The 16,909-nt window shown below is 38.7% G+C and carries 18 protein-coding genes and 2 tRNA genes; 16 read left to right on the top strand and 4 right to left on the bottom strand.

Going from position 1 to position 16,909, the window contains the following annotated elements:
• Window positions 1–2: 2 nt before the first annotated feature.
• From bet to ACU696_RS10330, 13 genes are all read left to right on the top strand, one after another.
• Window positions 3–737: a phage recombination protein Bet gene (gene bet / locus ACU696_RS10390; protein WP_108478611.1), complete on the top strand. Its 735-nt coding sequence runs from the start codon at window positions 3–5 to the stop codon at window positions 735–737.
• The gene (locus tag ACU696_RS10385) at window positions 721–1,332 is read left to right on the top strand and encodes a lambda exonuclease family protein (protein WP_447343075.1); all 612 of its coding nucleotides are present in this window, start codon (window positions 721–723) and stop codon (window positions 1,330–1,332) included. Before bet ends, ACU696_RS10385 begins: the two co-directional genes overlap by 17 nt.
• Window positions 1,332–1,835 (top strand): single-stranded DNA-binding protein, encoded by a 504-nt coding sequence (locus ACU696_RS10380; protein ID WP_447343074.1) that lies wholly within the window; start codon window positions 1,332–1,334, stop codon window positions 1,833–1,835. Before ACU696_RS10385 ends, ACU696_RS10380 begins: the two co-directional genes overlap by 1 nt.
• A gap of 40 nt (window positions 1,836–1,875) precedes the next feature.
• Window positions 1,876–2,073 carry a hypothetical protein gene (locus ACU696_RS10375; RefSeq protein ID WP_042116188.1) on the top strand — a complete coding sequence of 66 codons (198 nt, stop codon included), beginning with the start codon at window positions 1,876–1,878 and terminating at the stop codon, window positions 2,071–2,073.
• A 283-nt stretch (window positions 2,074–2,356) separates the two neighbouring features.
• A complete protein-coding gene (locus tag ACU696_RS10370) occupies window positions 2,357–2,638 on the top strand; it encodes a hypothetical protein (protein WP_248467900.1) in 282 nt (93 codons plus the stop codon).
• Window positions 2,638–2,991, top strand: coding sequence for a hypothetical protein (locus tag ACU696_RS10365; RefSeq protein ID WP_447343073.1), 354 nt, complete (start codon window positions 2,638–2,640; stop codon window positions 2,989–2,991). Before ACU696_RS10370 ends, ACU696_RS10365 begins: the two co-directional genes overlap by 1 nt.
• Window positions 2,992–3,118: 127 nt before the next feature.
• A complete protein-coding gene (locus ACU696_RS10360) occupies window positions 3,119–3,334 on the top strand; it encodes a hypothetical protein (RefSeq protein ID WP_447343234.1) in 216 nt (71 codons plus the stop codon).
• Entirely contained in the window at window positions 3,327–3,692 is a 366-nt protein-coding gene (locus tag ACU696_RS10355; RefSeq protein ID WP_447343072.1) for a hypothetical protein, read from the top strand. Before ACU696_RS10360 ends, ACU696_RS10355 begins: the two co-directional genes overlap by 8 nt.
• A complete protein-coding gene (locus tag ACU696_RS10350) occupies window positions 3,682–4,227 on the top strand; it encodes a phage N-6-adenine-methyltransferase (protein ID WP_447343071.1) in 546 nt (181 codons plus the stop codon). The genes ACU696_RS10355 and ACU696_RS10350 overlap by 11 nt, the downstream gene beginning before the upstream one ends.
• 7 nt (window positions 4,228–4,234) lie before the next feature.
• The gene (locus ACU696_RS10345; RefSeq protein WP_210848370.1) at window positions 4,235–4,441 is read left to right on the top strand and encodes a DUF4060 family protein; all 207 of its coding nucleotides are present in this window, start codon (window positions 4,235–4,237) and stop codon (window positions 4,439–4,441) included.
• Window positions 4,438–4,668 carry a hypothetical protein gene (locus ACU696_RS10340; protein ID WP_447343070.1) on the top strand — a complete coding sequence of 77 codons (231 nt, stop codon included), beginning with the start codon at window positions 4,438–4,440 and terminating at the stop codon, window positions 4,666–4,668. Before ACU696_RS10345 ends, ACU696_RS10340 begins: the two co-directional genes overlap by 4 nt.
• On the top strand, window positions 4,658–5,017 hold the full coding sequence (locus ACU696_RS10335) for a helix-turn-helix domain-containing protein (RefSeq protein WP_369500359.1): 360 nt from the start codon (window positions 4,658–4,660) through the stop codon (window positions 5,015–5,017). The genes ACU696_RS10340 and ACU696_RS10335 overlap by 11 nt, the downstream gene beginning before the upstream one ends.
• Entirely contained in the window at window positions 4,900–6,045 is a 1,146-nt protein-coding gene (locus ACU696_RS10330; protein ID WP_447343228.1) for a tyrosine-type recombinase/integrase, read from the top strand. Before ACU696_RS10335 ends, ACU696_RS10330 begins: the two co-directional genes overlap by 118 nt.
• Before the next feature lie 61 nt (window positions 6,046–6,106).
• On the opposite strand, the gene ACU696_RS10325 is transcribed toward ACU696_RS10330, so the two are convergent.
• Both ACU696_RS10325 and ACU696_RS10320 read right to left on the bottom strand, forming a co-directional pair.
• A tRNA-Thr gene (locus tag ACU696_RS10325) sits at window positions 6,107–6,182 on the bottom strand.
• Between the two features lie 5 nt (window positions 6,183–6,187).
• A tRNA-Ser gene (locus ACU696_RS10320) sits at window positions 6,188–6,275 on the bottom strand.
• A gap of 213 nt (window positions 6,276–6,488) precedes the next feature.
• Between ACU696_RS10320 and rcsD the strand changes: the two genes are divergently transcribed.
• Both rcsD and rcsB read left to right on the top strand, forming a co-directional pair.
• Entirely contained in the window at window positions 6,489–9,188 is a 2,700-nt protein-coding gene (gene rcsD / locus ACU696_RS10315) for a phosphotransferase RcsD (protein ID WP_196719439.1), read from the top strand.
• A gap of 1 nt (window position 9,189) precedes the next feature.
• Window positions 9,190–9,840 carry a response regulator transcription factor RcsB gene (gene rcsB / locus ACU696_RS10310; RefSeq protein WP_004259923.1) on the top strand — a complete coding sequence of 217 codons (651 nt, stop codon included), beginning with the start codon at window positions 9,190–9,192 and terminating at the stop codon, window positions 9,838–9,840.
• 78 nt (window positions 9,841–9,918) lie between these two features.
• Here rcsB and rcsC read toward each other — a convergent pair whose 3' ends face one another.
• Both rcsC and gyrA read right to left on the bottom strand, forming a co-directional pair.
• Complete coding sequence (rcsC, locus tag ACU696_RS10305; protein ID WP_238562683.1) at window positions 9,919–12,705, bottom strand: two-component system sensor histidine kinase RcsC; 2,787 nt, start codon at window positions 12,703–12,705, stop codon at window positions 9,919–9,921.
• 214 nt (window positions 12,706–12,919) lie between these two features.
• Window positions 12,920–15,535 (bottom strand): DNA topoisomerase (ATP-hydrolyzing) subunit A, encoded by a 2,616-nt coding sequence (gene gyrA / locus ACU696_RS10300; protein WP_109911564.1) that lies wholly within the window; start codon window positions 15,533–15,535, stop codon window positions 12,920–12,922.
• 297 nt (window positions 15,536–15,832) lie between these two features.
• Between gyrA and ubiG the strand changes: the two genes are divergently transcribed.
• On the top strand, window positions 15,833–16,555 hold the full coding sequence (gene ubiG / locus ACU696_RS10295; RefSeq protein ID WP_004912192.1) for a bifunctional 2-polyprenyl-6-hydroxyphenol methylase/3-demethylubiquinol 3-O-methyltransferase UbiG: 723 nt from the start codon (window positions 15,833–15,835) through the stop codon (window positions 16,553–16,555).
• Window positions 16,556–16,909: the final 354 nt, after the last annotated feature.

Raw genomic sequence — 16,909 nt, 5'->3', positions numbered from 1 at the left:
ATATGAGTAACTCACTAGTTTCAATGGCTGGCTCACTTGCCAAAAAGTTAGAGTTGGCTATTGATGAGAAAGACCTAATTCAAACATTGAAATCCACGGCATTTAAAGCCGAAGCAACAGACCAGCAGTTTCTATCACTTCTCATCGTCGCCAATCAATACAACTTAAACCCTTGGACTAAAGAAATTTACGCATTCCCAGACAGAACGGGAATAGTTCCAGTTGTTGGTGTTGATGGTTGGTCACGCATTATTAATGAGAATAAAAATTTCGATGGCATGGAGTTCGTTATGGATGGCGACTCATGCACCTGTAAAATTTATCGAAAAGATAGAAACCACCCTACTTCGGTTACTGAGTATATGGATGAGTGTAATAGAAACACTCAGCCTTGGAAGTCACACCCAAAACGGATGTTACGGCATAAGGCAATGATTCAATGTGCTCGATTAGCTTTTGGTTTTGCAGGTATTTATGACCAAGACGAAGCCGAGAGAATCACCGAAAACACGCCAACTGGCGTTATTAACGGGCAAGAAAGCCACGAAAAAAGAGCTGAACTAATCGCTAAGTGCGAAGCGGCAGCAGCCAAAGGAATGGACGCATTTAAACAATTATGGATGGAGTTATCAGGGGATGAGCGAACCATTATCGGATCCGCTGAAAAGGAACGAATTAAAAACTCTATAGCCATCGATGCTGAATTTACCGAGGTGACAAGTGGAGCAGAGAACTGACGAATGGTATGCGGCAAGACTAGGATGTGTTACCGCCAGTAACCTATCAAAAGTAATGGCAAAAGGAAGCGGAGTAACTCGTAGAAATTATATGGCTCAACTAATTTGCGAAACGCTAACAGGACAAAAGGAAGAGTCCTTTAAATCAGCAAGTATGGAGCGTGGAAACGAGCTTGAGGCAGTTGCAAGGGAAATGTATTGCCTCAATGAGTTCGACGCCACAGTGACAGAAACAGGCTTTGTTCCCCACCCATCTATCGAAGGATTCGGAGCTAGCCCTGATGGGTTGGTAGATGAAGATGGACTTATTGAAATCAAATGCCCAAACACTGCAACTCACCTAGAAACGCTTAGGACAGGAAAGCCTAAGACTGAATATTTATTACAAATGCACGGGCAAATGATGTGCACGGGACGCAAATGGTGTGACTTTGTCAGCTACGACAATCGCCTTCCAGTAAACCTCGCCTATTTCAAAACACGGATTGTTTTTAATGACGAGCTAGCACAAGAAATCGAACAAGAAGTTCGTAAATTCTTAAATGAACTCAAGGAAGAAATAGAAAAGTTAACTAAATATGCGGAGGCTTCTTAATGGCTAGTCGCGGAGTGAATAAGGTAATTCTCATTGGTCATTTAGGCCAAGACCCTGAAATTCGGCACATGCCAAATGGGGGCGCAGTAGCAAATCTTACACTAGCCACATCGGAATCGTGGCGTGATAAGCAATCAGGAGAAATGCGCGAAAAAGCCGAATGGCATCGAGTGTGCATCTTCGGCAAGTTAGCTGAAGTTGCAGGTGAATACCTGAAAAAAGGCTCACAAGTCTATATCGAAGGTTCTTTGCAAACTCGTAAATGGCAAGACCAAAGCGGTCAAGACCGATACACAACAGAAGTGGTCGTAAATATCGGCGGCTCTATGCAAATGCTAGGTGGTAACGGTGGTAATCAGGCAGGAAGCCAGCAACCAGCGCGACAACCTCAGCAGTCACAGCAACAAGCGCAGCAGAATGAGCCGCCTATGGATTGGGATGACAATATTCCCTTCGCTCCTATCGGGCTGCCCTACCCACGCCACGCTATTTATGTGATTTAACCAAAGGATATATTTGCAAGGATGCAAACAGGAGATAGATATGACTATTGAGCGGAAGATACAAAAAATTGAATTGGCTACGCAGATAGGCCAACTGAAAGAAGAAAACGCGAAATTGAAACAAGCGATTATCAGCATCTACACCAATACGGAAGAAATAACGCTCAATGGTGAAGATGGTTATTACGCAGTTAAGCAAAGTGTTATTGATGATGTTATTGATTTAACAGAAGATTAATTTAACTCGCAGGGATGCAATGAATAAAAAATGCCGCCACGGCGCGGACGGCAAGGGATTGTCTAGATATGTTTATAGTTTCTCTGTGTAAGCAATTTAAGAATAGTTAAGCCATGGAATTTAGCAAGGAAGCTAGATAAAAAAATGCCGACACAGGGAGTTCGGCGAAAGTTGCACAGCTTGTTATTAATCTTTCGGGGTTAAGTGTAGAAGGTAAATAAGTGTTTGCCATGAAACGTTTTAATCCTAGCGATTAAATGGATGCAATGAAGAGGAATGAATAATGGCAATAATTCAGTTTTACATAGCTGACAGCAAAGATGAAGACCCATCAGAAATTACCAACAACCTCCGTTATGAATTACCAGATGACCATAATTTCAGTGCTGATGATGACCTCGATTCATGCATTGAAGAGTGCGCAGGATATTATCACCATGACTGTGATGGATGGGAGAGCAGATTTCCATGCTTATTTATGCTCTGGATTGACGATGAATACCTAGGGATATTTGAGGTTGAGCGTGAATTTGAGCCAGTATTTTCAGCTAAAAAGGTGGAGTGATGGATAAATCAAGGCAGCAATTTGAAGCGGAAATAAAGTCACTTAGCGACCCGTCAGAATTTGAATTAAAACTTAAACGTGCAAATAACGGATCAAATTACGCTGACCGTGAAATTGATTTAATGTGGATTAGCTGGCAAGCATCACGCGAGAGTTTAATTAATAGCTTACCAGAAAGCATTAATTGCCCTACAGCACCAGAATTAATATGGCTACAAGTTGACCCCGAACCAGAGGAGGAAAATAAACCTGTATATCCAGTTAATTTATATAGCGGCGATGTAACTTGGAGCGCTGACAGAGAATTTCCAACTGACACGTTATATATTCGTGCTGATTTAATTAAAAAATAAATAACCATGCAAATAATCGGATATGTATTACTCATGCTAATACAGGGTTCTGCTGTGCCTGTATCTGAGCAAATATACACACAGCAAGAATGCGAGAGCCGTGCCATGCAAATAATGCAGGTGCGGGATGTTGAAATTAAATGCGGAGAAATATGGAATGAAAATTAAATTATTAAATGATGGCGGTTATCAAGTGTTAAGCGATATTCAATTCCCAGTTAATGTTGAGGCTGAACAGCTTAATGGGTCAACTAGGGTTTACGTAAAAGCAAATGCTCTGGGGATTAAAAGTAAAAATGAATTCATATTTATTGCTGGTGAGTATGAGGTAATCAATGAATAAATACACCGGACTATCTGACTTCGAGATTAATAAAAAGGTATTCATCCTTAACTGCAAAGATGACTGTATTCAGTATAAAGATATCAAGCAGCGAACTGGAAGTTTAAAGTTATTTAAGCGCCAACTAAAAGCCAGTATTAAATATGATAATGAAGAAACATGGGAAGAAACAGAATGGATTGATTTCTTTGGTCACGATATGGCAATGAGCCTAGTAGAGACGAATAAAATTGCCATTAGATATGTAGATGAAATTTGGCAATGTGGCTCTGGTTGGAATGTAGCTGAAGATAAAAAACTAACTCGTGCGATATGCCTAGCATATTTATTAATGAAGGATGCGGAGAATGAAGGCTGATTATGGAGGTAGCCACACACCAAAGGAATTGCGTGATAGATGGCAAACTCCCCTACCTTTATTCACAGCATTGGACGCTGAATTCGGCTTCTATTTAGATGCAGCCGCCGATAAAAATAACCACCTTTGTTCTCATTACCTTACCGAAAAAGACGACTCGCTAAATTGCGATTGGGAAAGTTACGGAGCTATATTCTGCAATCCCCCTTACAGCGAAATTCAGCCTTGGATTAATAAAGCCGCTGAGCAATGTAAAAAGCAATTGCAACCTGTCGTAATGTTAATTCCGTCGGATACTTCAGTCGGTTGGTTTAATTCTGCACTGGAAACAGTTGATGAAGTGAGATTAATTACAGGAGGAAGAATATCTTTTATTAACGCTGGAACAAATAAGCCAGTTAACGGAAATAATAAAGGCTCAATGCTTTTAATATGGCGACCGTATATTAAACCACGACCGATAATTAGCACTGTCGATAGAGACGAATTAATGAATATCGGCAATCGAATATTAAATGAATGGAAAATAGTATAGGTGAATTATGAAATTAATAATTCGCGGCGAAGTCACGCCAACAGAAAGGATTGCTATTAATGCGGCTTTGGAAGCCCACAAAAAGAATCACAATCGAACAGGAATAATCGTTAATCACAAAATAAAGATAGGAAAGAATATCTACCCTGTCGAAATTCAAAACTGTCAAAAGTCTTATATGGTAACAATGAGAAATAAAAGGCAGAGAATATGACACCACAAGAGCATGAAAACGGATTACGAGCAGTTGCAAGGAAATGCCACAAAGAACTGAAGAATTACGACAAAATAACCAACGAAATATCAACCAAAACTCTACTCAAACACCTTCCAGAATTCACTAAATATTTACCATCCGATAAGAAACAAAAGTACACACCTAACATGTGGCTCAATCACTATGTTATGACGATAGATAAGGAGATTAACAGTGGATCTTAATGACGAGGTATTCGATGTAAAAAAAGCCGCTGATTTCCTTTGTAAGTCAGAAAGAACGATTTACGCATTGCTTAAGTCAGGACGAATTAGAGCAGCTAGAAGTAACGGAAAGAGCGGAAACTGGGAAATTCTAAAATCTTCATGCCTTGAATATGTACACAATAACCATCAAAATCAGCAAGCGAATGGTGACAATGCTGATAAATCTACGGAGGGATTTAAAGGATGTCCATCAAACAAAGGAACGGAATTTGGCACTGTGATTTCGTTTCGCCAAACGGCAAGCGCATTAGACGTAGCCTTGAAACGTCAGACAAGCGTCAAGCGCAAGAGTTGCATGACCAACTAAAAGCAGAGGCATGGAGGGTGGAAAAGCTAGGCGACTACCCTTCTGTAACTTTTGATGATGCATGCTTACGGTGGTTACAAGAGAAAGAACACAAGAAATCAATTGATGATGACAAAACAAAAATTGAATATTTCTTGAAGTTCTTTTCAGGAAAGCAACTATCGTCAATTACTGAAAACGATATCTTGAATTCAACATCAGGGATGATTAATAGGAAGCACAAGGAAGTTTGGGATATAAAAACAGCAGCTGCAAAGAGGAACGGAACTAAGATAGAGAAGTATCAACCAAAGGCAGCCTCGCAAGCAACAAAGGCAAGATACTTGGCATTTCTTAGGTCGCTATTTAAAGCCGCAGTTGAAGAATGGAAATGGATAGGAAAGTCACCAACAATAAAGATTAGGCAGAAAAGTGAAATTAGAGTTCGCTGGCTTACAAAGGAAGAAGCGGCAACACTAATTAAATGTATGCCTGAAATATTTAAACCGGTTGTTATCTTCGCATTGGCTACTGGGTTAAGGCGTTCAAATATACTAAATCTTGAATGGTCGCAAGTCGACCTTCAAAGAAAAGTAGCTTGGATCCACCCTGAAGATGCAAAAGGAGGAAAAGCGATAGGTGTTGCCCTAAATAATACCGCCTGCAAGGTATTGAAAGACCAAATAGGTAAACACCAGCGCTTTGTATTTGTTCATACTGAAGCATGGCATAGGTCAGATGGAACGCCAACAGCTAAAGTTAGAAAAATGAGAGTTGATGATAATACGGCTTGGAAAACAGGATTGCGCAGAGCCGGTATAGAAAACTTTCGATTTCATGACTTGAGGCATACTTGGGCTAGTTGGCTTGTTCAGTCCGGAGTTCCATTATCTGCACTTCAAGAAATGGGAGGATGGGAATCAATAGAAATGGTGAGAAGGTATGCTCATTTAGCGCCAAATCATCTAACTGAACATGCTATGAAGATCGACGAGCTAATGTCACACGATGACACAAATATGGCACAACCACTACTTAGAGCATTGTAATTATGCACACAAATAAAAAGAAAAAACCCGCTACATCTATGAAATGTAACGGGTTCTTATTTGGTGCCGGCTACCGGAGTCGAACTGGTGACCTACTGATTACAAGTCAGTTGCTCTACCAACTGAGCTAAGCCGGCGAATATGGCGGAGAGATAGAGATTCGAACTCTAGGATGGTTTCCCATCGGCGGTTTTCAAGACCGCTGCCTTCGACCGCTCGGCCATCTCTCCATGGGGCGCGATTATGGAGGAATCCCTGCAACTTGTCTACCCCTGAAAGTAAAAAAATTGATTTTTTTACTTCGTTTGGCTAATCTTCACTCAATCACTCTCTCTTTCCCAAGAAAAATGGTAGTATCTGTGCAAAATCGGTGTCTATCCTTTCTCTAGGCGTATGATTTTTAATCTAATAATATTTTAGCCGACGGGACGACTTGCTACAGTATGTACAAACAATCATTATTAAAGCCAAACACTCTTTTTCGTATTTTCGCAGCATTTATTCTGTTGCTAATAGTAATGCTTTTTTTATCGCTATTTAACTACTATCAAGCATTAGTTCAAAGCCGTCAGACTAGTTTGAACAGTATGGCGAGTCGGTTAGCCTATCAAATCGAAGATTATCGTTATCAAGCGAGCCATATCTACAAAATTGCCAATGAAAAGACATCAGTACCTCCCGCCGATAATCTCACTGTGACAGGAATGCGCCATGATATTTTTTGGTTAAGTAGCGCCAACCAATCAATCGATGCAATTGTATTTGGTAATAATAAGCAAAGTAGTAATGTTTTAGCCTCTAAGCTTGCAAATTATATGGAGATTGTCTGGGGTGCCCGTAATGAATATAACTCGATGTATTATCTCAATGGTTTAGACAATACACTAGTCTTAGTAACCACCCATTCAATTCTTAAACCTGAGCTACGATTTAAAGAAAGTTATCTCACCTTAACGGCAGAAGAAAAGCGCGCTGATATGTTGACACAATCAACATTGTTAGATCGACGGGAAATAATTTCAAATATTCAAAAATACTCCCCTGATGACCTTTATTACTATACTTATCGGCTGATGTTTAATTCTCCAGGGCAGTTAACGAGTGTCATATCTTTTGATATTTCGATCAATTCACTGATCCCCCCAAATTTAAATGGGGATTTTTTTACGATAAATACACGCCCTGCAAGCACAGGAAGCAATGAGTCTCATACAACTTGGGTTGGAACTAACCTCATCTTCTCCCACCCTATTGACGGTACCAGTTATCAACTTTATTACCATATTTCATTAAAAAGCATTATTTTTAATGTCATTAGCTATAACTTATGGCTAATGACTGGCATGCTTATCATGATCTTTTTTGCTTTGCTGATTATGCTCTTTATCCGTAAACGCCTGATTTCTCCCAATACAAATATGCTGCAAGAACTGAATTTTAATGAAGCACTGACTAGCGATATTATCAGTCATATTTCGTACGGCATTTTAGTTTACGACTTTAACACTAACAAAAAAATTCTGAGCAATGATATTGCTAATCAACTATTACCTTCCATGGATCTGGTTCACATTAAAGAAATGGCCATGGAAAATCATGATGTTATTCAAGTTTCTATCGAAAATATTGTCTATGAAGTTGTTCTTGTCGATAACATATCAAAATCCAATACAGTTCTCTTCATTATTACGGATAAAGATAAAGAAGCATTAACCCAAAAACGCCAAGAATTAGCGAATCGCGAATACAAAAAAAATATTTATATGCGTAAAGCTGTATTTGAGAATATGTGTAGTGAAATATTGCCTTCACTAATTAAAGTTGATAATCAATTAACCAAACTATCCGAAATTGCCAATATAAATAATCGTGCATTTATTTTAGAAATTGAAAATCAGCTTTTTCATATTAATCGCTGGTTTAAAAATATTAACTTATTAAATCAACTTGAGTCTCAAACTGACCCCGTAAAAACAGAGAACGTTTCTATCAGTAACCTTGTGAGTCAATTTTTAAAACAAAACTTATCGCAGTGTAATAACAAAGGGTTAGCGCTTTATTTTCATAATAATCTCAATCCAGATTCGCTTATCGTGGCTAATCTGGATTATTTAAAGCAATTAATACAGCTAATTTGGGATTATTCTATTGCAACAACCTCTTTTGGAAAAATTTCATTCACGTTATCTTATAATGCTAGTAAAAATATCATCTTACTGAATATTAGAGACAGTGGGACTGGCGTAAGTAATCAAGAACTGAGTAATTTGCAAAGTCCTTTTACTGGACAGATTTTAAATTCCTCTAACTTTACACGTTCAGGTATAACATTTTATTTATGCAAACTACTGGTAAAAAAAATGAATGGTGCTTTTTCTATTCGTTCTAGTGATGCAATCGGCACTCATTATGAAATTACGCTACCTGCAGCTAAAGAGTTACTAGTTAAAGACTACCCGGCTTTATTGGAAGATGTTTGTATACGCTTAAACATACATAATGCAGATATTTCACGGATTGTTAGGAATATATTAACTAATTATGGAGCAGAATATTTGGACTTAAGTGAGAGTTCCCCTCATACCAACTGGGATCTCTTGATAACTGATAATAATGAGGAATATTTTGAAAATATTGTTAAAGTAAATGGTACTCTTTCAGGAATAAACCAATTACAACCTCATTACATCGAAGCTAACTATAATTTTGCTGATGAATTAATTGATGCCATCTCATTACTGATCGAAAACACGGATCATGAACATGAGCATTCTAATAATCTGATTTTTCACAATGTTGATGACCAAACGGTTTCACGAACCTCGAATGAATCAATAGAAGATGCAATTGCAAGTTATCAATTAATACTAGCAAATAGTGGATATCGAGATTTGTTTATCACAACAGTACCGATAGATATTAATAAACTGTATAATAGTGAAAGTGTTGAGGATTTGACCGAATTGAAAAACACTGCACATCGTTTAAAAGGAGTTTTTGCTATGCTCGAATTTACTTTTCTTCATAAGCTTTGTGAAGATTTGGAGCGTTACATAGCAGATGAAAACGGATTGGAAATAAAAAATTGCATTAGCATGCTGGATAATTCAGTCAAAAAACTAATGCCAGAAGGTAACCAATAATATGAATAACCTAAATGTCATTGTTGCCGATGATCACCCTATCGTTCTTTTCGGCATCAGAAAATCACTTGAACAAATTGAATGGGTGAATATCGTAGGGGAATTTGAGGACTCAACCTCTTTGATTAATAACTTAGCACGCTTAAATGCAGACGTGCTAGTTACTGATTTATCAATGCCAGGTGATAAATATGGCGATGGTATTACTTTAATCAAATACATCAAACGGCATTATCCTGATCTATCAATCATTGTTCTCACAATGAACAATAACCCAGCCATTCTTAGCGCAATATTAGAGCTGGATATTGAAGGGATTGTGTTAAAACAAGGCGCACCAGCTGATTTACCTAAAGCTTTAGCCGCTTTACAGAAAGGCAAAAAATTCACGCCAGAAAGTGTGAGTAAGCTACTGGAAAAAGTCAATGCAAGTGGCTACGGCGATAAACGCTTATCACCAAAAGAAAGTGAAGTACTACGTTTATTTGCTGAAGGCTTTTTAGTCACTGAAATTGCGAAAAAACTTAACCGTAGCATAAAAACGATCAGTAGCCAAAAAAAATCAGCCATGCTGAAATTAGGCGTTGAAAATGATATTGCGCTGCTAAATTACCTTTCTTCTGTAAGTATTGATAACTCGCCTTCAGAGTGAGTTTCATTTCAATGATAAGACTACACCAATAAAAACCCAGTTATGGGTTTTTATTTTTGCATTCATCTTTAAGTATATTTAACAGTAGCGCGTCAGGGTCTCTCGTAAAATTGCAATTGTTGTTGGTTTTGACAAACAATCATTCATTCCTGCATTAATACAGCGTTGCTTTTCTTCTGCCATTGCATTAGCAGTTAATGCGATAACGGGTAAGCTAAACTCTAAGCGCCGCAGTTCTTTTGCCAGCTGATAACCATCCATATTTGGCATATTTACATCCGTTAAAACAATATCAACGTGATGATTATTTAGATATTTTAGTGCATCTAATCCATCTATTGCAGTGCCTGTAGTAAAACCGATAGACGCTAATTGTTCACTCAATAATGCTCGGTTAATTGGGTGGTCATCGACAATTAACACATGGTATTCACCAAACGAATTATCAGCAACCAATGGTTGATTTGCTATATTATTTTTCTGCGATTGCTCAATCGTTTTCATGATGACTTTATCAATTAAAACAGGCAACTTATCTAATTGATATGTATTATAAATCCATTGGTGTGATTTTATTTCGTGAAGTTCACCGGCATAAAAACTTGATAACTGGATATGATCTTCACAGGTTATACCTCCGGTATACTCATAATCGGTTATTAGCAGGTCATAATTTTGTGTTTTATCAATCGAGTGATGACCCACAACCGTAAATTGCTCATGACTTAACAAGCGTAAAAGAAAATTCATTAAAAATTCATTTCGGCACGAGATAGCAATACGATAATGTGCACGATATTCTGGAATGTTTTTCTTAATATATTCTTGACCATATAAAGGAATACGAATAGTAAATGAGCTACCAAGCCCAATTTGGGAATTGACCTCAATATCACCATCCATGAGGTTAATCAGTTTTTCACAAATCGCTAATCCTAACCCTGTTCCTTTATGACCGATATTATTTTGGTCATGAACTTGAAAAAATGGGTCAAACAACTGCATGACCACTGCATGGGTCATTCCAATTCCTGAATCACGTATTTCAATCTTTAAATAATTCTCATCTTTCCAAACATACAGCAATACAAAGCCTGATTCTGTAAATTTAATACTGTTATTAACAATATTAGAAACCACTTGTTGTAAACGCACAGAATCGTTCAAAATGAGATCAGGAATGTTAGGTTCAATATAAGAATATAATGATATTTTTTTCTTAGACACTAATGGCAAGTAGTTCGCTAATACGAACTCAAAAACTTCACGACAATTAAACAGTTTGCTTTCTATTTTCAACTGCTTAGATTCAATTTTTGAAAAGTCCAAAATATCACTAATAATCTGTAATAAAAGCGACGATGAGTTATCCATAGTGGAAACCAAACGTGTCGCTTTCTCAGATAACTCATAACGTTGTAGCAATTCTATGTTACCAATAATGCCATATAACGGTGTTCTTAATTCATGGCTTACTGTCGCTAAGAACATCGACTTAGCATGGTTCGCTTGTTCCGCTGCATCGGCTACATCTTGCAACGATTTTTCCATTTGAACACGAATACTGATGTCCACTAATACACAAATAGCGACATCTTCATTCTGATAACGAGAGTTTACAAAGCTAATTTGTAAATGTGTGCCATTGGTTGTCACCACATCAATATAATTGCTCGTTTTTTGGCGAATGATTGTTAATATTCGCTGTTTATCATCTTCATTTAATAGCCGGAAATAGTCATGAGCTAATTCATTACTAAGGATATTACCTCCATCGGTTAATCTTAAAATGATGATACCGACAGGTGCTGATGCCACTATTTTGTGATTGAATTGTTCATGCTCTTCAAGCCGTATCGCGGTGTTCTCTGCAGGTTCTAGCATTTTCCTTTCAAGTAACCAAATTAAAAAGAAAATTAGCCCACCCGTAAAAATATTAAGGACAATACCGTAAAAAATAGTATTTTCTAAACTAGTTAATATTTCAGACGTCGCAATGGAGAAAATGACCGTAATTTGAGAGGGCAGTAAGCGTTTTTTGAAGATTAATTTTGAATAATCTGAGTTAAAACCAAAGAATGAAGGCTCTGAAATATTGAGTAACGCTGAGCTCTTAGGGTTGATATCGATAGGAGAATATAAAACAGGCTGGTTATAGTCGTTAATTATTAGTATTTCGATAGCTTTATTTCGGCGTATATTGAATTGATTCAAGTTAATTGAACGTTCTAACCCAATAAACGCAGGCAGCATGTTATCGTGCTTGATTGCCTGAATTAAGTAAACTTGCCCATAATCTGGCTGTGCACCATGCATAATTGTAAATAAATTGCGCTCTTTTCCTTGTAACCTCAAGCCTTGGTAAGTCCGCACACTTTCATAGCTGACTTTTTTGAGTATTTCGATATCAGATATTGTTGAGCGGATCGGATAATCCACCATACAATAACTTCTTGAACCAACTAAAAAGACATGGTTTAAAGCTTGAGGTGCAGCAATACTCTCTTTCCAAAAGTAATTCAGTTGTTCAAAAGCCTGCAAGTAATTCTCTGCTCTATCCCTAAAATAATCACAATCCGTATTCGGCGTTAATTTATAGAAAGAGTAATTAGATGCGTTCGGTAATTCGAGAAATTTACTTGGAAGATTCTTTACTTCTGTCGATTCTTGTAGCTTTACTCGATATAGCTCAGTCATTGACTGGATAGAATTAAGTGTCGCTCCGGTTTGTTGAATATAGGCTTGCAGGTTTTCATAACCCGAATAGAACTGTTGACGAATGTCCGATTTGTATTCATTAAATTGCGAATAAAGGAAGAATAAAGTAATAAAAACGCCCATACCCCACAACATCAAGCCGAGGATACGAAATAAATCCCGAGAAAGTCTAAGTGATGTTTTAAACGAGGGTAAATATCTCAAGCGCTTTCCTGTATATTCGATACTATGACCGCTAATTATACTCGATTACATGATAAAAAAGCGACTAACATGAAAAGTATTAAAATTAAGACATTAAGGTTAGAAACTAAAACGGGCAGCTAATTACGCTACCCGTTCATTAAATTAAACGCGATGATTACTCTTGATCGTCGATATTTGCATCATCAACACCATTTTCTTCAGTGTTTTCATTTGCAATCTCATCATCATTGTTTTCATCGTCATCTGTTTCAGCAACGCGCTGCAAACCAACAACTTTTTCATCTTCAGCGGTTCTAATCAAGGTAACACCTTGAGTATTACGGCCAACGACGCTCACTTCAGACACCCGTGTACGAACTAATGTGCCGGCATCCGTGATCATCATGATTTGGTCTGTTTCATCAACCTGAATCGCGCCAACTACATTCCCGTTTCGCTCACTCACTTTAATGGAGATAACACCTTGAGTTGCACGAGATTTAGTTGGGTATTCAGCTTCTTCAGTACGTTTACCGTAACCATTTTCTGTCACAGTTAAGATATGCCCTTCTCCACGTGGAATAATCAAAGAAACGACTTTGTCGTTATCCATTAATTTAATACCACGTACACCTGTTGCGGTACGTCCCATAGGACGAACGGCATCTTCAGCGAAGCGCACAACTTTACCCTGAGCTGAAAACAGCATGACTTCGTTTGAACCATCTGTTAAATCAACACCAATCAGTTCATCACCGTCATTCAAGTTCACCGCAATAATACCGGCACTTCTTGGGCGACTAAACTCTTGTAAAGGCGTTTTCTTCACAGTACCACTCGCCGTTGCCATGAAGACGTTGTAACCCTCTTCATATTCACGTACAGGTAAGATGGCCGTAATACGCTCATCTTGTTCTAGTGGTAATAAGTTAACAATTGGGCGACCACGAGCGCCACGGCTCGCTTCTGGTAATTGGTAAACTTTCATCCAATATAACCGACCACGGCTTGAGAAACACAAGATGGTATCATGTGTATTGGCGACCAATAATCGTTCAATGAAGTCTTCGTCTTTAGTTCTTGCCGCAGACTTACCTTTACCACCACGGCGCTGTGCTTCGTAATCAGACAGAGGCTGATATTTCACATAACCTTGATGAGATAATGTCACCACTACATCTTCTTGGTTGATCAAATCTTCAATATTGATGTCTGCGGTATTTTCTGTAATTTCTGTACGACGAGGGTCGTTGTAGGTATCACGAATAATTTCTAACTCTTCGCGAATCACTTCCATCAAACGTTCAGGGCTGCGTAAAATAAACAGTAAAGCTTCAATTTGCACTAGAAGTTCACGGTACTCTTCCAGTAATTTTTCGTGCTCAAGGCCCGTTAATTTTTGGAGGCGTAAGTCCAAAATAGCTTGGGCTTGTTGTTCAGTCAGGAAATATTGCCCTTCATGCACACCAAACTGAGGCTCTAACCACTCAGGACGAGCGGCGTCATCACCCGCGCGTTCTAGCATCGCAGCAACATTACCCAGATCCCAAGAGCGTGCAATTAGCCCTGCTTTTGCTTCGGCAGGCGTTGGTGCTTTACGGATCAGTTCAATAATTGGGTCAATATTAGCCAGAGCGATTGCTAGTGCTTCAAGGATATGAGCACGGTCACGCGCTTTGCGTAATTCAAAAATCGTACGACGAGTGACAACTTCACGACGGTGACGCACAAAAGCAGCAATGATATCTTTTAAATTCAGTATTTTGGGTTGCCCTTGATGTAGAGCTACCATATTGATACCAAAAGAAACTTGCAATTGGGTCAATGAATATAAGTTGTTTAGTACAACTTCACCCACCGCATCGCGTTTAACTTCAATAACAATGCGCATACCGTCTTTATCCGACTCGTCACGCAGTGCACTGATACCCTCAACGCGTTTGTCTTTAACTAATTCTGCAATTTTTTCAATCAAGCGAGCTTTATTCACTTGATAAGGGATTTCGCTGACAATAATGGTTTCACGACCATTTTTCTCATCGACTTCCACTTCAGCGCTTGCACGGATATAGACCTTACCACGCCCTGTACGATATGCATCAATAATCCCACGACGGCCGTTGATAATCGCCGCTGTAGGGAAGTCAGGCCCTGGAATGTGTTCCATTAAGCCTTCAATACTGATGTCTTCATCTTCTATATAGGCAAGACAACCATTAATCACTTCCCCTAAATTGTGAGGTGGAATATTGGTTGCCATCCCAACAGCAATACCTGACGACCCATTAACCAAAAGGTTGGGGATTTTCGTCGGCATAACTTCAGGAATTTGCTCTGTTCCATCATAGTTTGGAACAAAATCAACGGTTTCTTTTTCAAGGTCAGCCAGTAGCTCATGGGCAATTTTCGCCATACGGATTTCCGTATAACGCATTGCCGCTGCGGAGTCTCCGTCAACTGAACCGAAGTTTCCCTGACCATCAACCAGCATGTAACGCATTGAGAAAGGCTGTGCTAGACGAACGATTGTCTCGTAAACAGCGATATCACCATGTGGATGGTATTTACCGATGACGTCCCCAACAATACGGGCAGATTTTTTATAGGGTTTATTCCAATCATTTCCCAATACATTCATCGCAAACAGTACTCTGCGGTGTACTGGCTTCAGTCCATCTCGAACATCTGGAAGTGCACGGCCGACAATAACGGACATTGCATAATCCAAATACGAACTTTTAAGCTCTTCTTCGATATTAACTGGTGTGATTTCTCTGGCAATCTCGCTCATGGAACCACTGTCCCTCATAACTTCGGATTCAAAGAGTAGAACTATACCACAATTCGCCAATTTAATAAAAATAAGAGACGGGTATTTGTCTTCCAAGCTATGTATAATAGCAGAAAATTAAGTTTATGTGTCCGAAACTTGAGGGTTTATCAATTAATAACTGCAATAATTGCATTGTTGTTTATATTTTAGCCATCAATTCTTATCGGACCGCTATCTCCCCCTACTGAACATAGTTTAAATATAATTATCGTTAATAGGCTTTAGGGAATAGGTTAAAAATAGGAGCTTCTTTGTATGAATGACACCCAAACCCCAACGTACCTTAACGTCGATAAGCAAGAGATCGAGAAATTTGAGTCCATCGCTTCGCGTTGGTGGGACTTAGAAGGTGAATTTGCCCCACTACACCGCATCAACCCTTTACGTTTAGGTTATATTATGCAGCGTGTAGACGGTGTTTTCGGTAAAAAAATTCTTGATGTTGGTTGTGGCGGTGGCATTTTATCCGAAAGTATGGCGCGTGAAGGTGCAGAAGTCACCGGCCTTGATATGGGGGCTGAACCCTTAATGGTCGCACGCTTACATTCTCTTGAGTCAGGTATTCCGGTTGAATATGTCCAAGAAACCGTCGAACAGCACGCAGACAAGCACCCTCAAGCCTATGATGTTGTCACATGTATGGAGATGCTTGAACATGTTCCGGACCCTCAGTCTGTCGTTAGAGCTTGCGCTAAATTAGTGAAACCGGGTGGACACGTGATTTTTTCAACCATTAACCGTAACAAAAAAGCATGGTTAATGGCTGTTGTCGCAGCTGAATATATTATGAAAATCGTGCCTAAAGGGACTCATGATGCCAACAAATTTATTCGCCCTTCTGAGTTAATTGGCTGGATTGACGGAACACCACTGAAAGATAAACATATCATAGGGTTACACTTCAACCCATTAACGGATAAATTCTGGCTAGGGCCAAATGTTGATGTAAATTATATGCTGCATACTGTGAGCGAATAGTCATTTAGTCGTGAAAAGAATAAATCACAAGCAGTACGTTTAAGAAAGCAGCAAACGATCGCAGTTTACAAAATTTATTTTAGTCCTCATGTCGGAAGCATTTTTTTTATTAATGCCTTTTACCATGCAGCTTACCGACATGATCTGTTTTCTTATCCAACCAGTTATCCACAAGATCCCTCTAATTTGTTCACTTGATAAAATCACATATTAACATTATCTTGTTATGGTATTCTAAACAAACTACTACATATAGTGGTACAAGCAAACATAACACTACTAGCCTCATGGCATTACACCATGAGCTTTTTTATGTTTTTTTAACCCATTTGTAGTTCAACCAAGGTGTACTTG

The organism is Providencia sp. PROV_01, assembly GCF_053098325.1.
This window is presented reverse-complemented; position numbering and strand designations above follow the sequence as displayed.